This window comes from Micromonospora sp. WMMD736, from assembly GCF_049179015.1.
Taxonomy (GTDB): Bacteria; Actinomycetota; Actinomycetes; order Mycobacteriales; family Micromonosporaceae; genus Micromonospora.
This window is the reverse complement of the sequence record NZ_JBMHMI010000001.1, coordinates 2201687-2218060: the sequence shown is the minus strand read 5'-3', so window position 1 is coordinate 2218060 and position 16374 is coordinate 2201687. Positions and strand designations below refer to the sequence as shown.

Annotated in this window: 17 protein-coding genes; 10 read left to right on the top strand and 7 right to left on the bottom strand. The window is 72.2% G+C overall.

The features are described 5' to 3' along the window. Nucleotides 1-244 precede the first annotated feature (244 nt). The 5 genes from ACN269_RS09315 to ACN269_RS09295 form a co-directional block, all read right to left on the bottom strand. Nucleotides 245-562 (bottom strand): hypothetical protein, encoded by a 318-nt coding sequence (locus tag ACN269_RS09315; RefSeq protein WP_421472065.1) that lies wholly within the window; start codon nucleotides 560-562, stop codon nucleotides 245-247. A gap of 47 nt (nucleotides 563-609) precedes the next feature. Then, nucleotides 610-1041, bottom strand: coding sequence for a hypothetical protein (locus ACN269_RS09310; protein WP_421472064.1), 432 nt, complete (start codon nucleotides 1039-1041; stop codon nucleotides 610-612). Nucleotides 1042-1228: 187 nt separating this feature from the next. Beyond that, the gene (locus tag ACN269_RS09305; protein ID WP_421472063.1) at nucleotides 1229-1930 is read right to left on the bottom strand and encodes a VOC family protein; all 702 of its coding nucleotides are present in this window, start codon (nucleotides 1928-1930) and stop codon (nucleotides 1229-1231) included. A gap of 251 nt (nucleotides 1931-2181) precedes the next feature. Further along, complete coding sequence (locus tag ACN269_RS09300; protein WP_421472062.1) at nucleotides 2182-2370, bottom strand: DUF397 domain-containing protein; 189 nt, start codon at nucleotides 2368-2370, stop codon at nucleotides 2182-2184. Next, nucleotides 2358-3158: a helix-turn-helix domain-containing protein gene (locus ACN269_RS09295; protein ID WP_421472061.1), complete on the bottom strand. Its 801-nt coding sequence runs from the start codon at nucleotides 3156-3158 to the stop codon at nucleotides 2358-2360. The genes ACN269_RS09300 and ACN269_RS09295 overlap by 13 nt, the downstream gene beginning before the upstream one ends. 279 nt (nucleotides 3159-3437) lie before the next feature. Here ACN269_RS09295 and ACN269_RS09290 point away from each other — a divergent pair, with 279 nt between their 5' ends. The 6 genes from ACN269_RS09290 (at nucleotide 3438) to malQ (ending at nucleotide 10515) form a co-directional block, all read left to right on the top strand. Then, nucleotides 3438-3692, top strand: coding sequence for a flavin reductase (locus ACN269_RS09290; RefSeq protein ID WP_421472060.1), 255 nt, complete (start codon nucleotides 3438-3440; stop codon nucleotides 3690-3692). A 207-nt stretch (nucleotides 3693-3899) separates the two neighbouring features. After that, nucleotides 3900-5186 carry an ABC transporter substrate-binding protein gene (locus ACN269_RS09285; RefSeq protein ID WP_421472059.1) on the top strand — a complete coding sequence of 429 codons (1287 nt, stop codon included), beginning with the start codon at nucleotides 3900-3902 and terminating at the stop codon, nucleotides 5184-5186. After that, the gene (locus ACN269_RS09280; RefSeq protein ID WP_421472058.1) at nucleotides 5183-6166 is read left to right on the top strand and encodes a carbohydrate ABC transporter permease; all 984 of its coding nucleotides are present in this window, start codon (nucleotides 5183-5185) and stop codon (nucleotides 6164-6166) included. The genes ACN269_RS09285 and ACN269_RS09280 overlap by 4 nt, the downstream gene beginning before the upstream one ends. A gap of 1 nt (nucleotide 6167) precedes the next feature. Further along, nucleotides 6168-7004 carry a carbohydrate ABC transporter permease gene (locus tag ACN269_RS09275; RefSeq protein WP_421472057.1) on the top strand — a complete coding sequence of 279 codons (837 nt, stop codon included), beginning with the start codon at nucleotides 6168-6170 and terminating at the stop codon, nucleotides 7002-7004. A 10-nt stretch (nucleotides 7005-7014) separates the two neighbouring features. Then, nucleotides 7015-8202 carry an ABC transporter ATP-binding protein gene (locus ACN269_RS09270; protein WP_421472056.1) on the top strand — a complete coding sequence of 396 codons (1188 nt, stop codon included), beginning with the start codon at nucleotides 7015-7017 and terminating at the stop codon, nucleotides 8200-8202. Between the two features lie 270 nt (nucleotides 8203-8472). Next, nucleotides 8473-10515, top strand: coding sequence for a 4-alpha-glucanotransferase (gene malQ, locus ACN269_RS09265; protein ID WP_421472055.1), 2043 nt, complete (start codon nucleotides 8473-8475; stop codon nucleotides 10513-10515). A gap of 6 nt (nucleotides 10516-10521) precedes the next feature. Here the strand turns inward: malQ and ACN269_RS09260 are convergent, their stop codons facing one another. After that, a complete protein-coding gene (locus ACN269_RS09260) occupies nucleotides 10522-11625 on the bottom strand; it encodes a winged helix DNA-binding domain-containing protein (protein ID WP_421472054.1) in 1104 nt (367 codons plus the stop codon). 124 nt (nucleotides 11626-11749) lie between these two features. On the opposite strand from ACN269_RS09260, the gene ACN269_RS09255 reads away from it, so the two are divergent. From ACN269_RS09255 to wrbA, 4 genes are all read left to right on the top strand, one after another. Further along, complete coding sequence (locus tag ACN269_RS09255) at nucleotides 11750-12142, top strand: hypothetical protein (RefSeq protein WP_421472053.1); 393 nt, start codon at nucleotides 11750-11752, stop codon at nucleotides 12140-12142. Nucleotides 12143-12203: 61 nt separating this feature from the next. Continuing rightward, a complete protein-coding gene (locus ACN269_RS09250) occupies nucleotides 12204-12962 on the top strand; it encodes a HipA family kinase (RefSeq protein WP_421472052.1) in 759 nt (252 codons plus the stop codon). Continuing rightward, nucleotides 12959-13327: a DUF3037 domain-containing protein gene (locus tag ACN269_RS09245; RefSeq protein WP_421472051.1), complete on the top strand. Its 369-nt coding sequence runs from the start codon at nucleotides 12959-12961 to the stop codon at nucleotides 13325-13327. The genes ACN269_RS09250 and ACN269_RS09245 overlap by 4 nt, the downstream gene beginning before the upstream one ends. 289 nt (nucleotides 13328-13616) lie before the next feature. Beyond that, nucleotides 13617-14234 (top strand): NAD(P)H:quinone oxidoreductase, encoded by a 618-nt coding sequence (gene wrbA / locus ACN269_RS09240; protein ID WP_421472050.1) that lies wholly within the window; start codon nucleotides 13617-13619, stop codon nucleotides 14232-14234. 96 nt (nucleotides 14235-14330) lie between these two features. Here the strand turns inward: wrbA and ACN269_RS09235 are convergent, their stop codons facing one another. Continuing rightward, nucleotides 14331-16235 carry an anthranilate synthase family protein gene (locus ACN269_RS09235; protein WP_421476239.1) on the bottom strand — a complete coding sequence of 635 codons (1905 nt, stop codon included), beginning with the start codon at nucleotides 16233-16235 and terminating at the stop codon, nucleotides 14331-14333. Nucleotides 16236-16374: the final 139 nt, after the last annotated feature.

The window sequence follows — 16374 nt, the reverse complement described above, 5'->3', positions numbered from 1 at the left end:
CGGCGCGATCCGCCTAGCCTGAGCCGGCGTTCGCGGCCTTTCGGGGTGTGCCGCGGACGCACCGGCGTCCGACAGGTGGGCACCGTGGAGCTGAGTGCAGGGCGGCCGGGCCTCCCCACCGAGCCGCGAGGCGTCGTGCCGCGCCCGCGCGCGCGGTGACATGCCGGAGCTGTCCGCTCCCCCGCCGGACGGCCGGGGGTCAGGACCGGGTAGTTGCGGACCCGGTCCTGACCCGGCCAGATCGTCAGGCGCGGTGCCGACCGTCGCCCGCGTGGTGGCCGTCCGACTCTCCCGCGCTGCCGCGGACGATCGAGATCGCCACCCGGCAGAACTCGTCCATGTCCGGGTTGAAGCCGGCCGCGATGTCGGGGTGCAACCCGGAGCGGGTCTCGTCCAACAGCCGCTGGCAGACCTGCTCGACCGGCTCGCCCGCGTAGTTGGCGCGAATCCGGTCGGTGGCTGCCTGGAGAGCCGAGGTCAGCTGGTCCTCCAACGGGCCGCGCAGCTTCTGCTGCACGGGATCGAGCCCGCGTGGGTCGAGCGTGACATGTGGCTCCGACATCGGTGCTCCCTTCGTCGGCGTCCGCGATACCCCACCGCGGCCGTCGGTCAAACGCCGGTCGGCACGGCGGCGACCCGCACCTGGTAGGAGAATTCCTCCGCCGGCTCCTCGTGGTACGACAACCGGCGGATCTGCCGGTCGTCGTCGTAGAGGGCGACGTCCACCAGGACGCCGAGATGTGCCAGGCCGATGGTGGACACCCGCTTCTTGTCCTGGAGCACCGCGCAGACGCCGCCGAGCAGGGTGCTGGCGTCGGACGTACGGTGCCCGGGCGGGCACCGCAGCACCACGTCCACCTCGATCGGCCCGGGCAACGGCGTCCAGCCGGTGCGCTGGGCCGCGCCCAGGGCGGCCTGGAGCAGGGTGCGGACCCTCGTCGCCTGCCGGTGCCCGGCGGCGAAGATGGACAACGCTTCGGTCTTGACCGGTGGCAGGCCGCTCACCTCGAACGTCAGGGCGAGAGCGCGGGTGTCCTGCACGGCGGCACCTCCCTCGTTGGGGACGATCCTGCCGAACCGGTGCAGTGGCGGAAGGGCGTTCCCGCGATAACCAACCGATCGGGCAGGCTGGGTCGGCCGGAGGCGTTTCGACGGCGACGGCGAACGCGCTGGCTGCGGCGCTGGGAAAGACGCTAGTGCACCGCGCCCGCCCTCGGTAGTCGGTCGTTCACCCGGTGGTCGGCGGCGCGAAGGCGCAGAACTCGTTGCCCTCCGGGTCGGCCAGCACCCACCAGCGCGCCCTGTCGACCGGCTCGCGCAGCAGCGTCGCCCCCGCTGCCAGCAGCGCGGTCGGCTCCGGGGCCGTCATCTCGACGTCCCAGTGCATCCGGTTCTTGACGGTCTTGGGCTCGTCGACCCCGTCGAACACCCACGCCTGCCAGGGGAAACCGGCGGCGCCGTGCAGCGACGAGGTGTTCGGACCGGACCCGGTCGTGCCGCCCAGCAGGCCGGCCCACCAGGCCGCCTGCGCCGCCGGGTCGAGGGCGGCCACCACCAACTCGACCGGGCCCGGTCGGGCCTCGTCAACGGCCGGGAGCACGCAGAACTGGTTGCCCTCCGGGTCGGCCAGCACCCACCGCCGGACGTCGCCGCCCGGCTCGCGCACCGACTGCGCGCCGGCCGCCAGCAGCGCCGCCGGGTCCGCGTCGCAAAGGCGCAGATCCAGGTGTACGCGGCTGAGCCCGACCCGGGGCTCGGGAACCCGGTTCACCCAGATCGACTCGGCTGGTGAGCGGGCGTTGCGGGGATCGACCCGGGTGTCGCCGTCACCGGCGTCGGCCACGTCGGCGTCGAGCACCCGCGCCCAGAAGCCGCCCAGCGCGAGCGGATCGGCGGCATCGAGGCAGAGCTCCTTGAAACGTGCGATCACCGCCCCAGCATGCCCGGTCTCGGTGTGCCCGTGGGTCCACGACCCGCGCGACGGAGTCGGTGCCGCACGAAGCCTCGTCGATCAAGGAGTTGTGGTGGGTGACAAAACTACTCACGCAACCCAAGCCGGGCACCATAACTCCATGATCGACCGGGGCCTGCGAGATCGACCTGTCCGTCCGTCCGTCCGTCCGTCCGTCCGTCCGTCCGGCCGGCCGGGCGGGGTGGGGGTGGGGGTGGGGGTGGGGGTGGTTAGCGCTGCTTGGCGTACTCGATGAACGCCTTCCACGCCGTCGGGGTGACGTGCAGGGTGCCGCCGTCGCGGTCCTTGGTGTCGCGCACCAGCACGACGTGCGGCAGGTTGTCGGCGACCTCGACGCAGGAGCCGCCGTTGCCGCCGGACCGGGTCGACTTGCGCCACCGTGGGGTCAGGGTGTCCATGACTTCGCCACTTCCTTGATCAGCTCGATTGACGGCCGGCGGGGGAGCGCCTCGTTGCGGACGATCTCCCACGTCTTCGCCAGCTTAGCGACGTCGGTCGACGCGTCGACGAACTGCGCGATGAGCTGGTTGTCGGCATGTGCCACCCGCTCGCCGTCGGGCATCTCGGCGATGATGAACTGTCCGGCCAACCCCAGGTACATGCCAGCGTCCACCGGGACGACGTGCACCTGGATGTGCTCCTGGGCCGCCAGCTCCACCAGGTGCTCGCACTGCTCGGCCATGAGTCCCGGCTGGTCGAGCACCGGGCGGCGCAGCACCGCCTCGTCCAGGACGGCGATGAGCTGCGGCGGGTGCGGTCGGTGCAGGATCGCCTGCCGTTCCAGCCGGGACGCGACGATCCGGTCGACGTCCTCGGCGTCGAACCGGCCGCCGGCCAGCGTGGCGCGGGCGTACCGCTCGGTCTGCAACAGGCCCGGCACGTACGCCAACTCGAACCAGCGCAGCGTGGTCGCCTCCCGCTCGAACTCGATCCACTCGCGCAGCCACGCCGGCTCGGCGTCGAGCCGACCCAACCGCTCCAGCATCCGCTGGAAGCGTTCTCCGGTCCGGTGGTGGTTGTCGACGGCCCGCATGTACTCCTTCGTTGGCGGTCGCCCGCCCGTCTCGACGGAGCTGACGTGCGAGCCCGAGTAGCCGATGCCCCGGCCGAAGTCGTCCTGGCTGAGCCCGGTCTCCGCCCGCAGCAGGCGCAGTTCCTCCAGCACGTAGTCGGTCACTGTCCCCATCGACTCCCCAATCTCTGCCCGACCTGAGGCGGCGTGTCCTTCGTGGCTGCTCGACCGGATCGCTGAGCTGCACGGATGCCGCGAGCACGTATCGACCGTAGTCGGGACTTCGCAGACTGTCACCAGTGGCGGGTCCGCTGGTGGCTGCAATGGCGGTGGCGGGCTCTGCCCCGGGGTCGCTCCCGTCGCCCCCTTGCGGGAGCGGCCCCCCTTTTCGAATCCCGAGGAGGACGATGTGCCGAGCCCGACAGACCATCACGACGACGCACGGAGGCGGTGGTGGTGATCCGTCCGCCCGTTCCGCACGTCGCCATGCGTCCGCTGTGGCGGTGCCGCAACTGTGGCCGGGAGTGGCCCTGCCAGCCGGCCAAGCTCGCCCTGCTGACGGAGTACCGGACCAACCGAACCGGGTTGCTGATCTACCTCGGCACCCTGATGAACGAGGCGACCCATCAGCTCACCCAGCTTCACCCGGACCACCCGCCCGCCCGGATGACCGAGCGCTTCCTCTCCTGGGCGCGGGCGCGAGGCTGAGCGCCTGTCCCACCTCACCGGGCTGAGAGGGGGTGGGGGTGGGCATGCCGTGTTGCCGGCAGGTTTCGGGGCGTGGCGGGTGGGGCAGTGTAGCCGCACGGAGTATCCGAGCGGGGCATTTTCGCAGCTCCTGGGCTCGGAGACCGCTCACCGTGCGCCGGGGCACGGATGCCCTCCCCGGTCTGTTGCGCAAGAGAGGGGGAGGCGATGACGGACCCCGCAACGGCCCGACAACGGCGTCACCCGGCGTTCCGGGTTGGCGCGACGGCTGCCGCGCTGGCGCTGGCCGCGCCGCTCGCCGCGTGCGGCGCCGACGACGACGGCGGCACACCGACGCTCAACCTGTACTACCCGCCCGAGCAGAACCTCCAGAAGGTCGTCGACGACTGCAACAACCAGGCCCAGGGGCAGTACAAGATCGTCTACCGGGTGTTGCCCCGGCAGGCCGACGACCAGCGGGTGCAGATGGTGCGGCGGCTCGCCGCCGAGGACACCGGCATGGACATCCTCGGCCTGGACGTCACCTGGACCCAGGAGTTCGCCAGCGCCGACTGGATCCGCGAGTGGACCGGCCAGGACAAGGCCGAGGTCGAGCAGGGCACCCTCGCCGGGCCGCTGGAGACCGCACGGTACGAGGACAAGCTCTTCGCCGCGCCGAAGAACACCAACGTGCAGCTGCTCTGGTACCGCAAGGACCTGGTGCCGCAGCCGCCGACCACCTGGGATCAGATGATCACCACGGCCCGACAGCTCAAGGACCAGGGCAAGCCGTACCAGGTGCTCACCATGGGCGCGCAGTACGAGGGCCTGGTCGTTCTCTACAACACCCTGGCCGAGAGCGCGGGTGGGAAGGTCCTCTCCGACGACGGCAAGAAGGCCGTCATGGACGACGGTACGGTCCGGGCGCTGGAACAGTTGCAGCGGTTCGCCACGTCGGGCGTGACCTCACCGTCGTTCAGCAACGCCACCGAGGACCCGGTCCGGTTGGAGTTCCAGTCCGGGTCGGGCGCGTTCCAGGTGAACTGGCCGTTCGTCTATCCGGCCCTCCAGGAGGCCAACCCGGAGCTGGCCAAGCAGGTCGGCTGGGCCCGCGTGCCGGGCGTCGACGAGGGCACCCCCAGCAAGGTCACCATCGGCGGGGTGAACCTGGCCGTCAGCTCGTACTCGAAGCACCCGGAGCTGTCGTTCGAGGCCGCGCGGTGCCTGCGCAGCGCGGAGCACCAGAAGTTCTCCGCGATCAACGACGGCGTGCCACCGACCATCGAGGCCGTCTTCGACGAGCCGGAGATGACCGAGGCGTACCCGATGAAGGACACCATCCTGGAAGAGCTGAAGGACCCGGCGACCCGCCCGCTGACCCCGGCCTACCAGAGCATCTCCACCGTCATGTCGGCGATCCTGTCCCCGCCCGCCAGCATCCGCCCGCAGCAGACCGCCGACGAGCTGCGCGGTGCCATCGCCGACGCCCTGGAGTCGAAGGGGGTGCTGCCATGAGCGTCAACGCCACACCGGCCGGCGCGGACACCGTCGCCGAGGAGACCGCCCGGCCGACCGTGCCCACCCAGCGCGGCGGCGGACGCCGAAAGGCGCCGCTGAGCGAGAACAAGAAGGCCGAACGCCGGCTCGGCTGGCTGCTCTGCGCGCCCGCCGCGCTGGTCATGGTCCTGGTGACCGCGTACCCGATCATCTACTCGGTCTGGCTGTCGTTGCAGCGCTACGACCTGCGCTTTCCCGACCAGCGCGAGTTCGTCGGGCTGGAGAACTACGTCACCGTGCTCAGCAACGAGTTCTGGTGGACGGCGTTCGGGGTGACCGCGTTGATCACGGTGGTCACCGTGGCCGTCGAGCTGGTGCTCGGCATGGGGCTGGCGCTGGTCATGCACCGTACGCTGGTCGGGCGGGGCATCGTCCGGACCTCCGCGCTGATCCCGTACGGGATCGTCACGGTCGTCGCCGCCTTCTCCTGGCGGTACGCCTGGACGCCCGGCACCGGCTACCTGGCCGACCTGTTCAGCGACGGCGCTCCGCTCACCGAGCGGGCCAGCTCGCTGGCGATCATCATGCTGGCCGAGATCTGGAAGACCACGCCGTTCATGGCGCTGCTGCTGATGGCCGGGCTGGCCCTGGTGCCGGACGACCTGCTCAAGGCCGCCTCCACCGACGGCGCGACGGCCTGGCAGAAGTTCACCAAGGTGATGCTGCCGGTGATGAAGCCGGCGATCCTGGTCGCGCTGCTGTTCCGCACGCTTGACGCGTTCCGGGTGTTCGACAACATCTTCGTGTTGACCGCCGGGGGCAACGAGACCTCGTCGGTGTCGATGCTCGCCTACAACAACCTGCTGCGGGGTCTCAACCTCGGCATCGGCTCGACGATGTCGGTGCTGATCTTCATCACGGTGGCGATCATCGCCTTCGTCTTCGTGAAGCTGTTCGGCACCGCTGCCCCCGGTAGCGACGATGGGGAGAGGCGCTGACATGGCTGCGGAAACCACCACCCGGGCGAAGCTGCGGTGGGGCCTGCTGGACGTCCTCGTGGTCGTCTTCGCGCTGGTCCCGGTGCTGTGGATCGCCTCGCTGTCGTTCAAGACGCCGGCCACCCTCACCGACGGGAAGTTCATCCCCCGCGAGTGGACGCTGGACAACTACCGGACGATCTTCGACACCGACCAGTTCGTCCGAGCACTCATCAACTCCATCGGCATCGCGCTCATCGCCACGCTGATCGCGGTGGTCCTCGGTGCGATGGCCGCGTACGCCATCAGCCGGCTGGACTTCCCCGGTAAGCGGCTGCTGGTCGGCATCTCCCTGCTGATCGCGATGTTCCCGCAGGTGTCCCTGGTGTCGCCGCTGTTCGAGATCGAACGGCAGCTCGGGATCTTCGACACCTGGCCCGGGCTGATCCTGCCGTACATCACCTTCGCGTTGCCGCTGGCGATCTACACGCTGTCGGCGTTCTTCAAGCAGATCCCGTGGGACCTGGAGAAGGCGGCGAAGATGGACGGCGCCACGCAGGCCCAGGCGTTCCGGCGGGTGATCGCCCCGTTGGCCGCGCCCGGCCTGTTCACCACGGCGATCCTGGTCTTCATCTTCTGCTGGAACGACTTCCTGTTCGCCATCTCGCTGACCTCCACCGAGCGGTCCCGCACGGTGCCGGCGGCCCTGTCGTTCTTCACCGGCGCGTCACAGTTCGAGGACCCCACCGGGGCGATCTGCGCCGCCGCTGTGGTGATCACCGTACCGATCATCCTGTTCGTCCTCTTCTTCCAGCGCCGCATCGTCTCCGGCCTGACCTCCGGCGCAGTCAAGGGATAGGTGGGTAGTCATGGCTGACATCGTGCTCGACAAGGTGAGCAAGAGTTTCCCGGACGGGACCGTCGCCGTGCAGGACGTCGACCTGGAGATCGCCGACGGCGAGTTCGTGATCCTGGTCGGCCCCTCGGGCTGCGGAAAGTCCACCACCCTCAACATGATCGCCGGCCTGGAGGACATCAGCTCCGGCGAACTGCGCATCGGCGGCCAGCGGGTCAACGACAAGGCCCCCCGGGACCGGGACATCGCCATGGTGTTCCAGTCGTACGCGCTGTATCCGAACATGACCGTACGGGAGAACATGGCGTTCCCGCTGCGGCTGGCGAAGCTGGACAAGGAGACGATCAACGCCAAGGTCGACGAGGCCGCCAAGGTGCTGGAGCTGACCGCGCTGTTGGACCGCAAACCCGCGAACCTCTCGGGTGGTCAGCGGCAGCGGGTGGCGATGGGTCGGGCGATCGTCCGCCAGCCCAAGGCGTTCCTCATGGACGAGCCGCTGTCCAACCTCGACGCGAAGCTGCGGGTGCAGATGCGCACGGTGGTGTCCCGGTTGCAGAAGCAGCTCGGCACCACCACCGTCTACGTCACGCACGACCAGACCGAGGCGATGACCCTCGGCGACCGGGTGGTGATCATGCGGGGTGGCGCGGTGCAGCAGGTCGGCCCGCCGCAGGAGCTGTACGACCACCCCCGCAACCTCTTCGTGGCCGGTTTCATCGGTTCGCCGTCGATGAACTTCCTGCACGCCGCCGTGCAGGAGGGCAGCCTCCGTACCGCCCTGGGCGACGTGCCGCTCGGCGACCGGTTGCGCCGGGAGTTGGAGGGCGCCGACGCGCCCCGCGAGCTGATCCTCGGTATCCGCCCCGAGCACTTCGAGGACGCCGAGCTGGTCGACGAGGAGACCCGCCGTCGAGGGCTGGAGTTCGAGGCCCCGGTGGAGATCGTCGAGTCGATGGGCTCGGACAAGTACGTCTACTTCACCGTGGAGGGTGAGCGGGCCAGCGCCGCCGAGCTGGAGGAGTTGGCCGCGGACGCGGGTGCGGGCGACTTCGCCGGCACGGGCGGCAACCTGGTGACCCGGCTGTCCGCCGAGTCCGGCGCAACGGAGGGCGGTTCCCGTCGGGTCTGGGCCAACCTGGAAAAGATCCACCTCTTCGACCCGAACACGGGCCGCAACCTGACCCTGCCCGAGACCCCCTGACCCCACCCCGCGCCCCCGCCCTCGCCCCCGTCCCCGTCCCCGCTCCCGCCCCTGCCCCCGCCCCCGCTCCCCGCCCCGTCGATCTTGCACTTTGTGTCGTCGACATGGAGGAGAAGGTCCTTTATGTCGCAGCAGAAAGTGCAAGATCGACGGGGGCGGGGAGCGGGCGGAGGGGGAGCGGGGAGCGGGGAGCGGGGAGCGGGGAGGGGAGAGAGGGCGGGAGGGGAGCGGGGTGCGGGGTGGGGGGCGGCGTGGCAGGGTGGGTTGGTGATGGATCGGGGACTTGTCGCGCTGGCCACCGCGCACGGGGTGTCCACCTGGTACGAGGACTGGCGGCACCGCCGCGTCGAGGTCGCCGAGGAAACCGTCGTGGGCGTGCTCGGCCTGCTCGGCGTGGACGCCACCAGTCCCGCCGCGATCGCCGACGCGCTCGCTGCCGTCCGCGCGGTGGACCGGACCGCGCTGCCGCCGACCGTGGTGCTCACCGAGGGCAGGACCCGGGTGCTGCCCGGTCCCGCGGTGGTGTCCCTGGAGGACGGCGGTCGCCGGACGGTCGACGGCGAGCTGCCCGGCGACCTGCCGCTGGGCTGGCACCGGCTGGCCTGCGACGGGCGGGACGTGACCCTCGTCGTGGTGCCCCGGCGGCTGCCCGTGCCGCCCCGCACCTGGGGCTGGATGCTCCAGCTCTACGCCCTCACTTCCGAGCGCTCCTGGGGCATGGGTGACCTCGGCGACCTGGCCGACTTCACCGGCTGGGCAGGTACGACCGGCGCCGGGCTCGTGCTGCTCAACCCGCTGCACGCGGTCGGGCCGGCGCACCCGGTCGCCACCTCGCCGTACTCGCCGGCCAGCCGACGCTTCGTCAATCCGCTCTACCTGCGCGTCAGCGACACCGCCGCGTACGCGGCGGCGGACCCGGCCACCCGGGCGGTGGTGGACGCGCTGCGCCCCGACCGCGGGGATCTGATCGACTACGACGAGGTGTGGACCGCCAAACGGCACGCGTTGGAGCTGCTGCACCCGTACGCCCCGGCGGTGGACCTCGACGCGGACCCGGCACTGACCAGCTTCGCCACCTGGTGCGCGCTGGCCGAGCGGCACGGCAACGACTGGCGGGCCTGGCCGGCGGAGCTGCACCACCCGGACGCCCCGGCGGTCGCCGAGCAGCGTCGCCACCTCGCCGACCGGGTGGCGTTCCACGCCTGGCTGCAACACCTGTGCGACGAGCAACTCGACGCGGTGACGGCGGCGGCCCGGTCGACCGGCATGCCCGTCGGCGTGGTGCACGACCTGGCCGTCGGCATCGACCCGGGCGGCGCGGACGGCTGGCAGCTCGCCGACGTCCTGGCCCAGGGGGTACGGGTCGGTGCGCCGCCGGACGACTTCAACCAGCTCGGCCAGGACTGGGGCCTCGCCGCGTGGCGACCGGACCGGCTCGCCGAGACCGGGTACGCGGCGTACCGGGACATGTTGCGGCGGACCCTGCGGCACGCGGGCGGCCTGCGGGTCGACCACGTCGCCGGGCTCTGGCGACTGTGGTGGGTACCGCCGGGCGCCGGTGCCGCCGAGGGCACCTACGTGCGGTACGACGCCGAGGCGATGCTCGGCATCCTGGCGCTGGAGGCGCACCGGGCCGGCGCGGTGGTCGTCGGCGAGGACCTGGGCACGGTCCAGCCCGCGGTGACGCGTGGGCTGCGCGGGCGCAACATGCTCGGCTCGACGGTGCTGTGGTTCGCCCGGGACGACGACGGCGCGTTCACCCCGCCGGCCCGCTGGCCCCGCAACGCCCTCGCCACGATCAGCACCCACGACCTGCCGACCGCCCCCGGCTTCCTGACCGGCGAGCACGTGCGGGTACGCGACGAGTTGAAGCTGCTCGGCACCGACGTCGCCGTCGAGCGTGCCCGGGCCGCCGCCGACCGGGAGCGGCTGCTGGCCATGCTGCGCGCCGAGTCGTTGCTGCCCGAGCCGCCCGACGCCGACGCGCAGGCCGGCGGTGAGCCGGACGACGGGGACGTGGTCACGGCGATGCACGCCGCGCTCGCGGCCAGCCCGTCCCGCCTGTTCGGCGTGTCCCTCTACGACGTGCTGGGGGAGGTGCGCCAACCCAACATGCCGGGCACGGTCGACGAGTACCCGAACTGGCGGCTGCCGTTGCCGGCCAGCGTGGCGCAGATCCGCGCCGACCCCGGCGTGACCCGGATCGTCGACCTGCTCACCACCGCCCGTCCCCGGCGGGCCACCGCCGCACCCGGCGGTACGACGGCCGACGCCGCCACGGCGGGCGAGCGGGCCACCCCCGACCGGGCCTGACCGGAGTCAGGCCGGCCAGTCGAACCGTGGTGGCAGCCCGAGGAAGTCGGCGTACCGGGTCAGCGCCCGCTCGACGTCGGCCCGCTCGCCCGTGGTCATCGGCGTCAGCGGCCGTACCGTCAGGGTGACGGCCTGCCGGCCGACCTTGCGCTTCCACACGCCCACCACCCGACCGGCGCGGACCACGGTGGCCTGGAAGATGCCGTTGTTGCCCGGCACCACGGCCGCCCGATGCGCGGGGTCGAGCATCAGGGTGCGGTCCCGGTAGCCGAGGAGGTACTCGTCGAAGCCCGGCAGCGCCAGCATCCCGGCCGCCGGGGTGGGCGCGGCGTCGACGAGCGTGCTGTCCACGTACATCGGCTCGCCGTCGACGCGTACCGTGCTCAGCTGGTCGGCGGCGGCGGTCAGGCCGCGCCGCGCGTCGGTCAGGGTGAGGCCGCTCCACCCGGCGAACTCGCGGTCGGTGACCGGCCCGTGGCCCCGGACGTAGCGGTGGGCGAGCAGCGCCAACGCCTCGTCCCGCTCCGGACGGCGTTGCTCCGGCGCCCACTCGTCGAGCAGGGCGAACGTCTGCTCGGTGCCGACGGTGGGCGCCACGCAGGTCACCCCGCGCACGCTCGCGTACCAGAGCAGGTGGTAGCCGCGCTGGCCGTCGGTGCCGAGCCCCGCCGCGCGCAGGGCGGCGAGGCACTGCCCCCGGGTGAGCCGGCCGCCGCCGGCCAACGCCGCGCCCAGCACGTCCACCGCCCGGTCGGCGTCGGCCTCGCTGAGGCCCAGCTGCGCCCGGCGGTTCGCCACGCCGGCCAGCGAGCGGACGCCGGTCAGCTCCAGCATCCACCGCACGTCGTCAGGGGGTACGAGGTGCACGGTGCCCCGCATCGGCCAGGTGCGCAGCGCTTCGCGGCGTTCCAGCGCCGCCTGCACGTCGGCCATCGTGCGCCCCGGCAGCCGGGCGCCCAGCGACCACAGCCCGCTCGCCAGATCCTGTGCCTGCATCGCCCCGAACCACTCGACCACCTCGGCGACGGTGCCCGGCCCGACGGGCGGGCGCAGCAGCAGGCTGGTCATCCGCAGTGCCAGCGCGTCGGCCGCGCCGAGGTCGGCAGTCATCGCACCCCTTCCGGTCGCCCCGGCGCAGCCTAGGCGAGACCACCGACACGCACGGTTAACCGGTACGGCGGTGGGAATGCGGCCGGCCGGAAGTACGCGCGCCGCGCGTACGGAAGGGAGTCCCATGACTGCCGCAAGCCAACCGGCCCGTGGTTCCGGCGTACCGGCCGATTCTCGGGCCCATCGGGCGTCCACCGGCGCCAAGACCAGCGCGGCCGCCACCTTCGCCCTGGTCTTCGGTGTGGCCGGCCTGTTCAGCGTGTTGACGGCCATCCTCGCCTGGGTCGGGCTGGTGCTCGGCATCATCGGCATCATCCTCGGCATCGTCGGGCTGAAGATGGCCCGTCGGCCGGGCGTGACCGGCCGGGGCGTGTCCATCGGCGGCCTGGTGCTGAGCATCCTGGCGGTCCTGATCGGCCTGGGCCTCGCCGCGGGCATCACCACGTTCGTCAACAACAAGGGCGCGGTGGACCGCCTACAGAACCAGGTCGACGACCTGCGGGACAAGCTCGACTGACATCGGTCCGGGCAGGTGGGGGGCCAGGGCGTGCCGCTGGCCCCCCAGTAGGGTGGGCGGCGTGCTCCGCCAGGTCACCGCGATCCGCTACGTCACCCCGCTGCGGGAGGGTGGCTCACTGCCGGGCGTCGTCGAGGCCGACGACCTCGGCACGTACGTCGCGAAGTTCACCGGCGCCGGGCAGGGGCCCAAGGCGCTCGTCGCCGAGGTGATCTGCGGCGAGCTGGCCCGCCGACTGGACCTGCGGGTGCCGCCACTGGTGGTGCTCGACATCGACCCGGTGATCGGGCGGGCCGAGCCCGACCAGGAGGTGCAGGAGCTGCTGCGCAACAGCGGCGGCGCCAACCTGGGGATGGACTTCCTGCCCGGGGCGCTCGGCTTCGACCCGGTGGCGCACCCCGTCGATCCGCTGCTGGCCTCGCGGGTGCTCTGGTTCGACGCGTACGTGGAGAACGTCGACCGGAGCTGGCGCAACCCCAACCTGCTCGTCTGGCACCGCGAGCTGTGGCTGATCGACCACGGCGCCGCGCTGTACTTCCACCACAACTGGCCGCGCGCCGACGCCGCCGTGCACCGCGCGTTCCGGGCCGAGGACCACGTGCTCGCGCCGTACGCCGACCGGGTCGCCGAGGCCAACAACGAGCTGGCCGCCCGCATCACCCCGGACCTCCTGCGGGAGGTGTTGGCGCTGGTGCCGGCCGAGTGGTTGACCGCCGCCGACTTCGACTCGGCCGACCAGGCACGGGAGGCGTACGTGTCGCACCTGTCGCGGCGGGTCGCCCGCCCGGCGGACTGGCTACCGGCGGGGGGCGCGGCGTGAGGCATCCCTTCGAGTACGCCGTCATCCGGCTGGTGCCCCGCGTCGAGCGCGGCGAGCAGATCAACGTGGGGGTGCTGCTCTACTGCCAGCAGCGTGACTTCCTGGCCGCGCGGACGCACCTGGACGCCGACCGGGTGCGCGCCCTGGCCCCCGACCTCGATCTGCCGGCGGTGGCGGCGGTGCTGGAGTCGCTGGACCGGACCTGCTCCGGGGACGGGCCGGCCACCCGGATGAAGCTCGGCGAGCGCTTTCACTGGCTGGCCGCGCCGCGTAGCACGATGATCCAGGCCGGTCCGGTGCACACCGGCCTCACCGCCGACCCGGCGGCCGAGCTGGACCGGCTGATGACGATGTTGGTCCGCTGAGCGGGCGGGAAGCCTTCGCCGACGGCGGACCCCTGATCGCGCTACGCCAGCGCCGTTGCCGGCGGAGCGCGATCCCCCGTTCAGGCGCCGGTGCCAGGGGGGCGGCGGGATCGCGCGCCGGCACCGGATGGCATCAGGATCGCGGTCGGCGCGGGCGGCCGGATCGGAACGTCCGGGAACTTGCGGAAAACTTGAGCCCGGACGACCGGAACAGGGCGATCCGTCGTTTGTCTCCGCACCGCAGGGGTAGTCGCGGGAGCTGACCCGAGACGAGAAGGGGACAACTCTGATGGCTGCCCAGACGAAGGTGGCGGTGATCTACTACAGCGCCACCGGCATCACCTACCAGATGGCGCAGGCCGCGTGTGAGGCCGCCGGGGAGGCCGGCGCGGACGTGCGCCTGCGCAAGGTACGGGAGCTCGCGCCGGACGAGGCGATCCGTTCGAACTCCGGTTGGCAGGCGCACCACCTGGAGACCCAGGACGTTCCCGAGGCGATGATCGACGACCTGGCCTGGGCCGACGTGACGATCTTCGGCTCGCCCACCCGGTACGGCATGATCGCCGCGCAGTTGAAGCAGTTCATCGACACCACCGGCCCGCTGTGGGCGCAGGGCGCGCTGGCCAACAAGGTCTACGCGGCCTTCACCTCCACGGCGACGTCGCACGGTGGACAGGAGACCACGCTGACGTCGCTCTTCAACGTCTTCTACCACTGGGGTGGCGTGGTGGTTCCTCCCGGCTACACCGACTCCAGTCAGTTCATCGCCGGCAACCCGTACGGCCCCTCGCACACCAGCAACAACGGCGAGATCGCCCCGGACGCGGTGGCGCTGGGCGCGTGCGCCCTCACCGCGCGCCGGGCGGTGCTGATCGGTACGGCGCTCAAGCAGGGCCTGGGCGGCTGACGGTTCGCGGGCGACCGGTGGCGCGCACGGGGGCTCTCGGCCCGCTCGCGCCACCGGTCGCACCAGCCCTACCCCGCGACGACGGTAACCATGCCGTCAGCCTCGGCCGACCGGGCGTGACGCCGGCAGCAGGTCGGTCAACACCTCGGTCAGCACGGTCATCCCGTCCGGGCTGAGCACGGACTCCGGGTGGAACTGCACCCCGGCGAAGCCCTGTCCGCGCAGGGCGTGCACGGACCCGTCACGGACGTCCCGGGCCAGCTCCACTGTGCCGTACGCGGTGTCCAGCCGGTCCACCTCGGCGCGGGCCGTGAACGAGGAGTAGAAGCCGACCCGGCGGGACCCGCCGAACAGCGTCACCTCCCGTTGCAGCCCCTGGTAGGGCGCGTCCCGGCGGTGCAGGGGCAGCCCCAGCAGCCCGGCCAGCACCTGGTGCCCCAGGCAGACCGCGAGGGTGGGACGACCGGACGCCAGCAACTCGCCGAGCAGGTCCCGCAGCGCCGCCATCTTCGGGTCGTCCGGGCTGCCCGGGTCACCCGGGCCGGGCCCGGCCACCACCAGGTCGTACCCGTCGACCGGGCCGCCGACGTGCCACGGGCGCACCGTGACGGCGAGACCCAACGCGCCCAGTTGGTGCGCCAACATGCCGGTGAAGGTGTCCTCCGCGTCCACGATCAGGGCCCGCAGGCCGGCCAGCCCGGGCAGTCCGGGCGCGTCGGGCGACCGCTGGTCCAGCCAGAACCGGGCCAGCGGCGTGTTACGCGCCGCCAGCGCGTCGCGTACCTCCGGGTCGTCGGCCAGCCGCACGACCGGCCCGCGCTCGCCGGTGGACGCCGCCGGGCCGAGGCCCAGCGCGGCCAGCACCCCGGCAGCCTTGGCGTGGGTCTCGGCGACCTCGCCGGCCGCCGTCGAGTGCCGGACCAGAGTGGCGCCGACCGGCACCCGCAGCCGACCGGACGGGGAGATCTCGGCGGTCCGGATCAGGATCGGCGCGTCAAGCGTCTGGCGGCCGGCGTCGTCGTGGCCGAGCAGCGCCAGCACGCCCGCGTAGTAGCCCCGGCCGCGGCGCTCGTGGCGGGCGATCACCCGGCAGGCGTTCTCCATCGGACTGCCCGTCACGGTGGGCGCGAACATCGTCTCCCGCAGCACCTCCCGCACGTCCCGGGTGCCCCGGCCGGCGAGCAGGTACTCGGTGTGCGCCAGGTGCGACATCTCCTTGAGGTAGGGGCCGATGACCTGGCCGCCGTGCTCGGCGACGGTCGCCATCATCTTCAGCTCCTCGTCGAGCACCATGTACAGCTCCTCGATCTCCTTCGGATCGGCGAGGAACCGCAGCAGCGCCGCCCGGTCCGGGGTGTCGCCGGTGGGCCGGAAGGTGCCGCTGATCGGGTTCATCATGACGAGCCCGTCGTCGACGCTCACGTGCCGTTCCGGGCTGGCCCCGACCATGGTGCGGGTGCCGGTGTGCACCACAAACGTCCAGTAGGCGCCGCGTTCGGCGACCAACAGCCGACGCAGCGCGGCCAGCGCGGCCACCAGCGGCGCACCCAGCACGGTGGCGTGCAGGGTGCGGTGGATGACGAAGTTGGCGCCCTCGCCGCGACCGATCTCGTCGGTGAGTACCTGCTGCACGATCCGCGCGTACTCGTCGTCGCTGACGTCGAAGGCGGCGTCGCGGGTACGGACCGGCTCGTCGGGCAGCACGGCCAGCGCGTCGGCCAGCGGGATCCGCCCGTGTTCGCGGACCTGGAGACACTCCAGCGGGGCGTCGTCGTCGACGCACGCGAAACCGCGCTCGGCGATCTGCCGGTACGGCACCAGGGCCAACGTCCGCGCCCCGGACTCGCCCGGGGACAGCGGGATGTCCGCCAACCGGTCGACGGTGGCTACCGGGCCGGTGAACAGTTCCAGGTCGTCGGCGCCCTCGCGGCGCAGCAGCGCGAAGGGGCCGGGGTCGTCGCCCCGGGAGATGGCGGCGAGCAGGTCGGTCAGGGGAGTCAGGCTGGTCATCGTGGTCTCCGTGGGCGCCGGGCGCCGCCAGCGGGGGCGGCCATCCGGGCCGGAGATCCGGCGGCCGCCTCGGTGGCGGCCGCGTGGATGGAGCTACGCGCGGGGGGTGGCCGCCGGGTCGGCGGGCCAC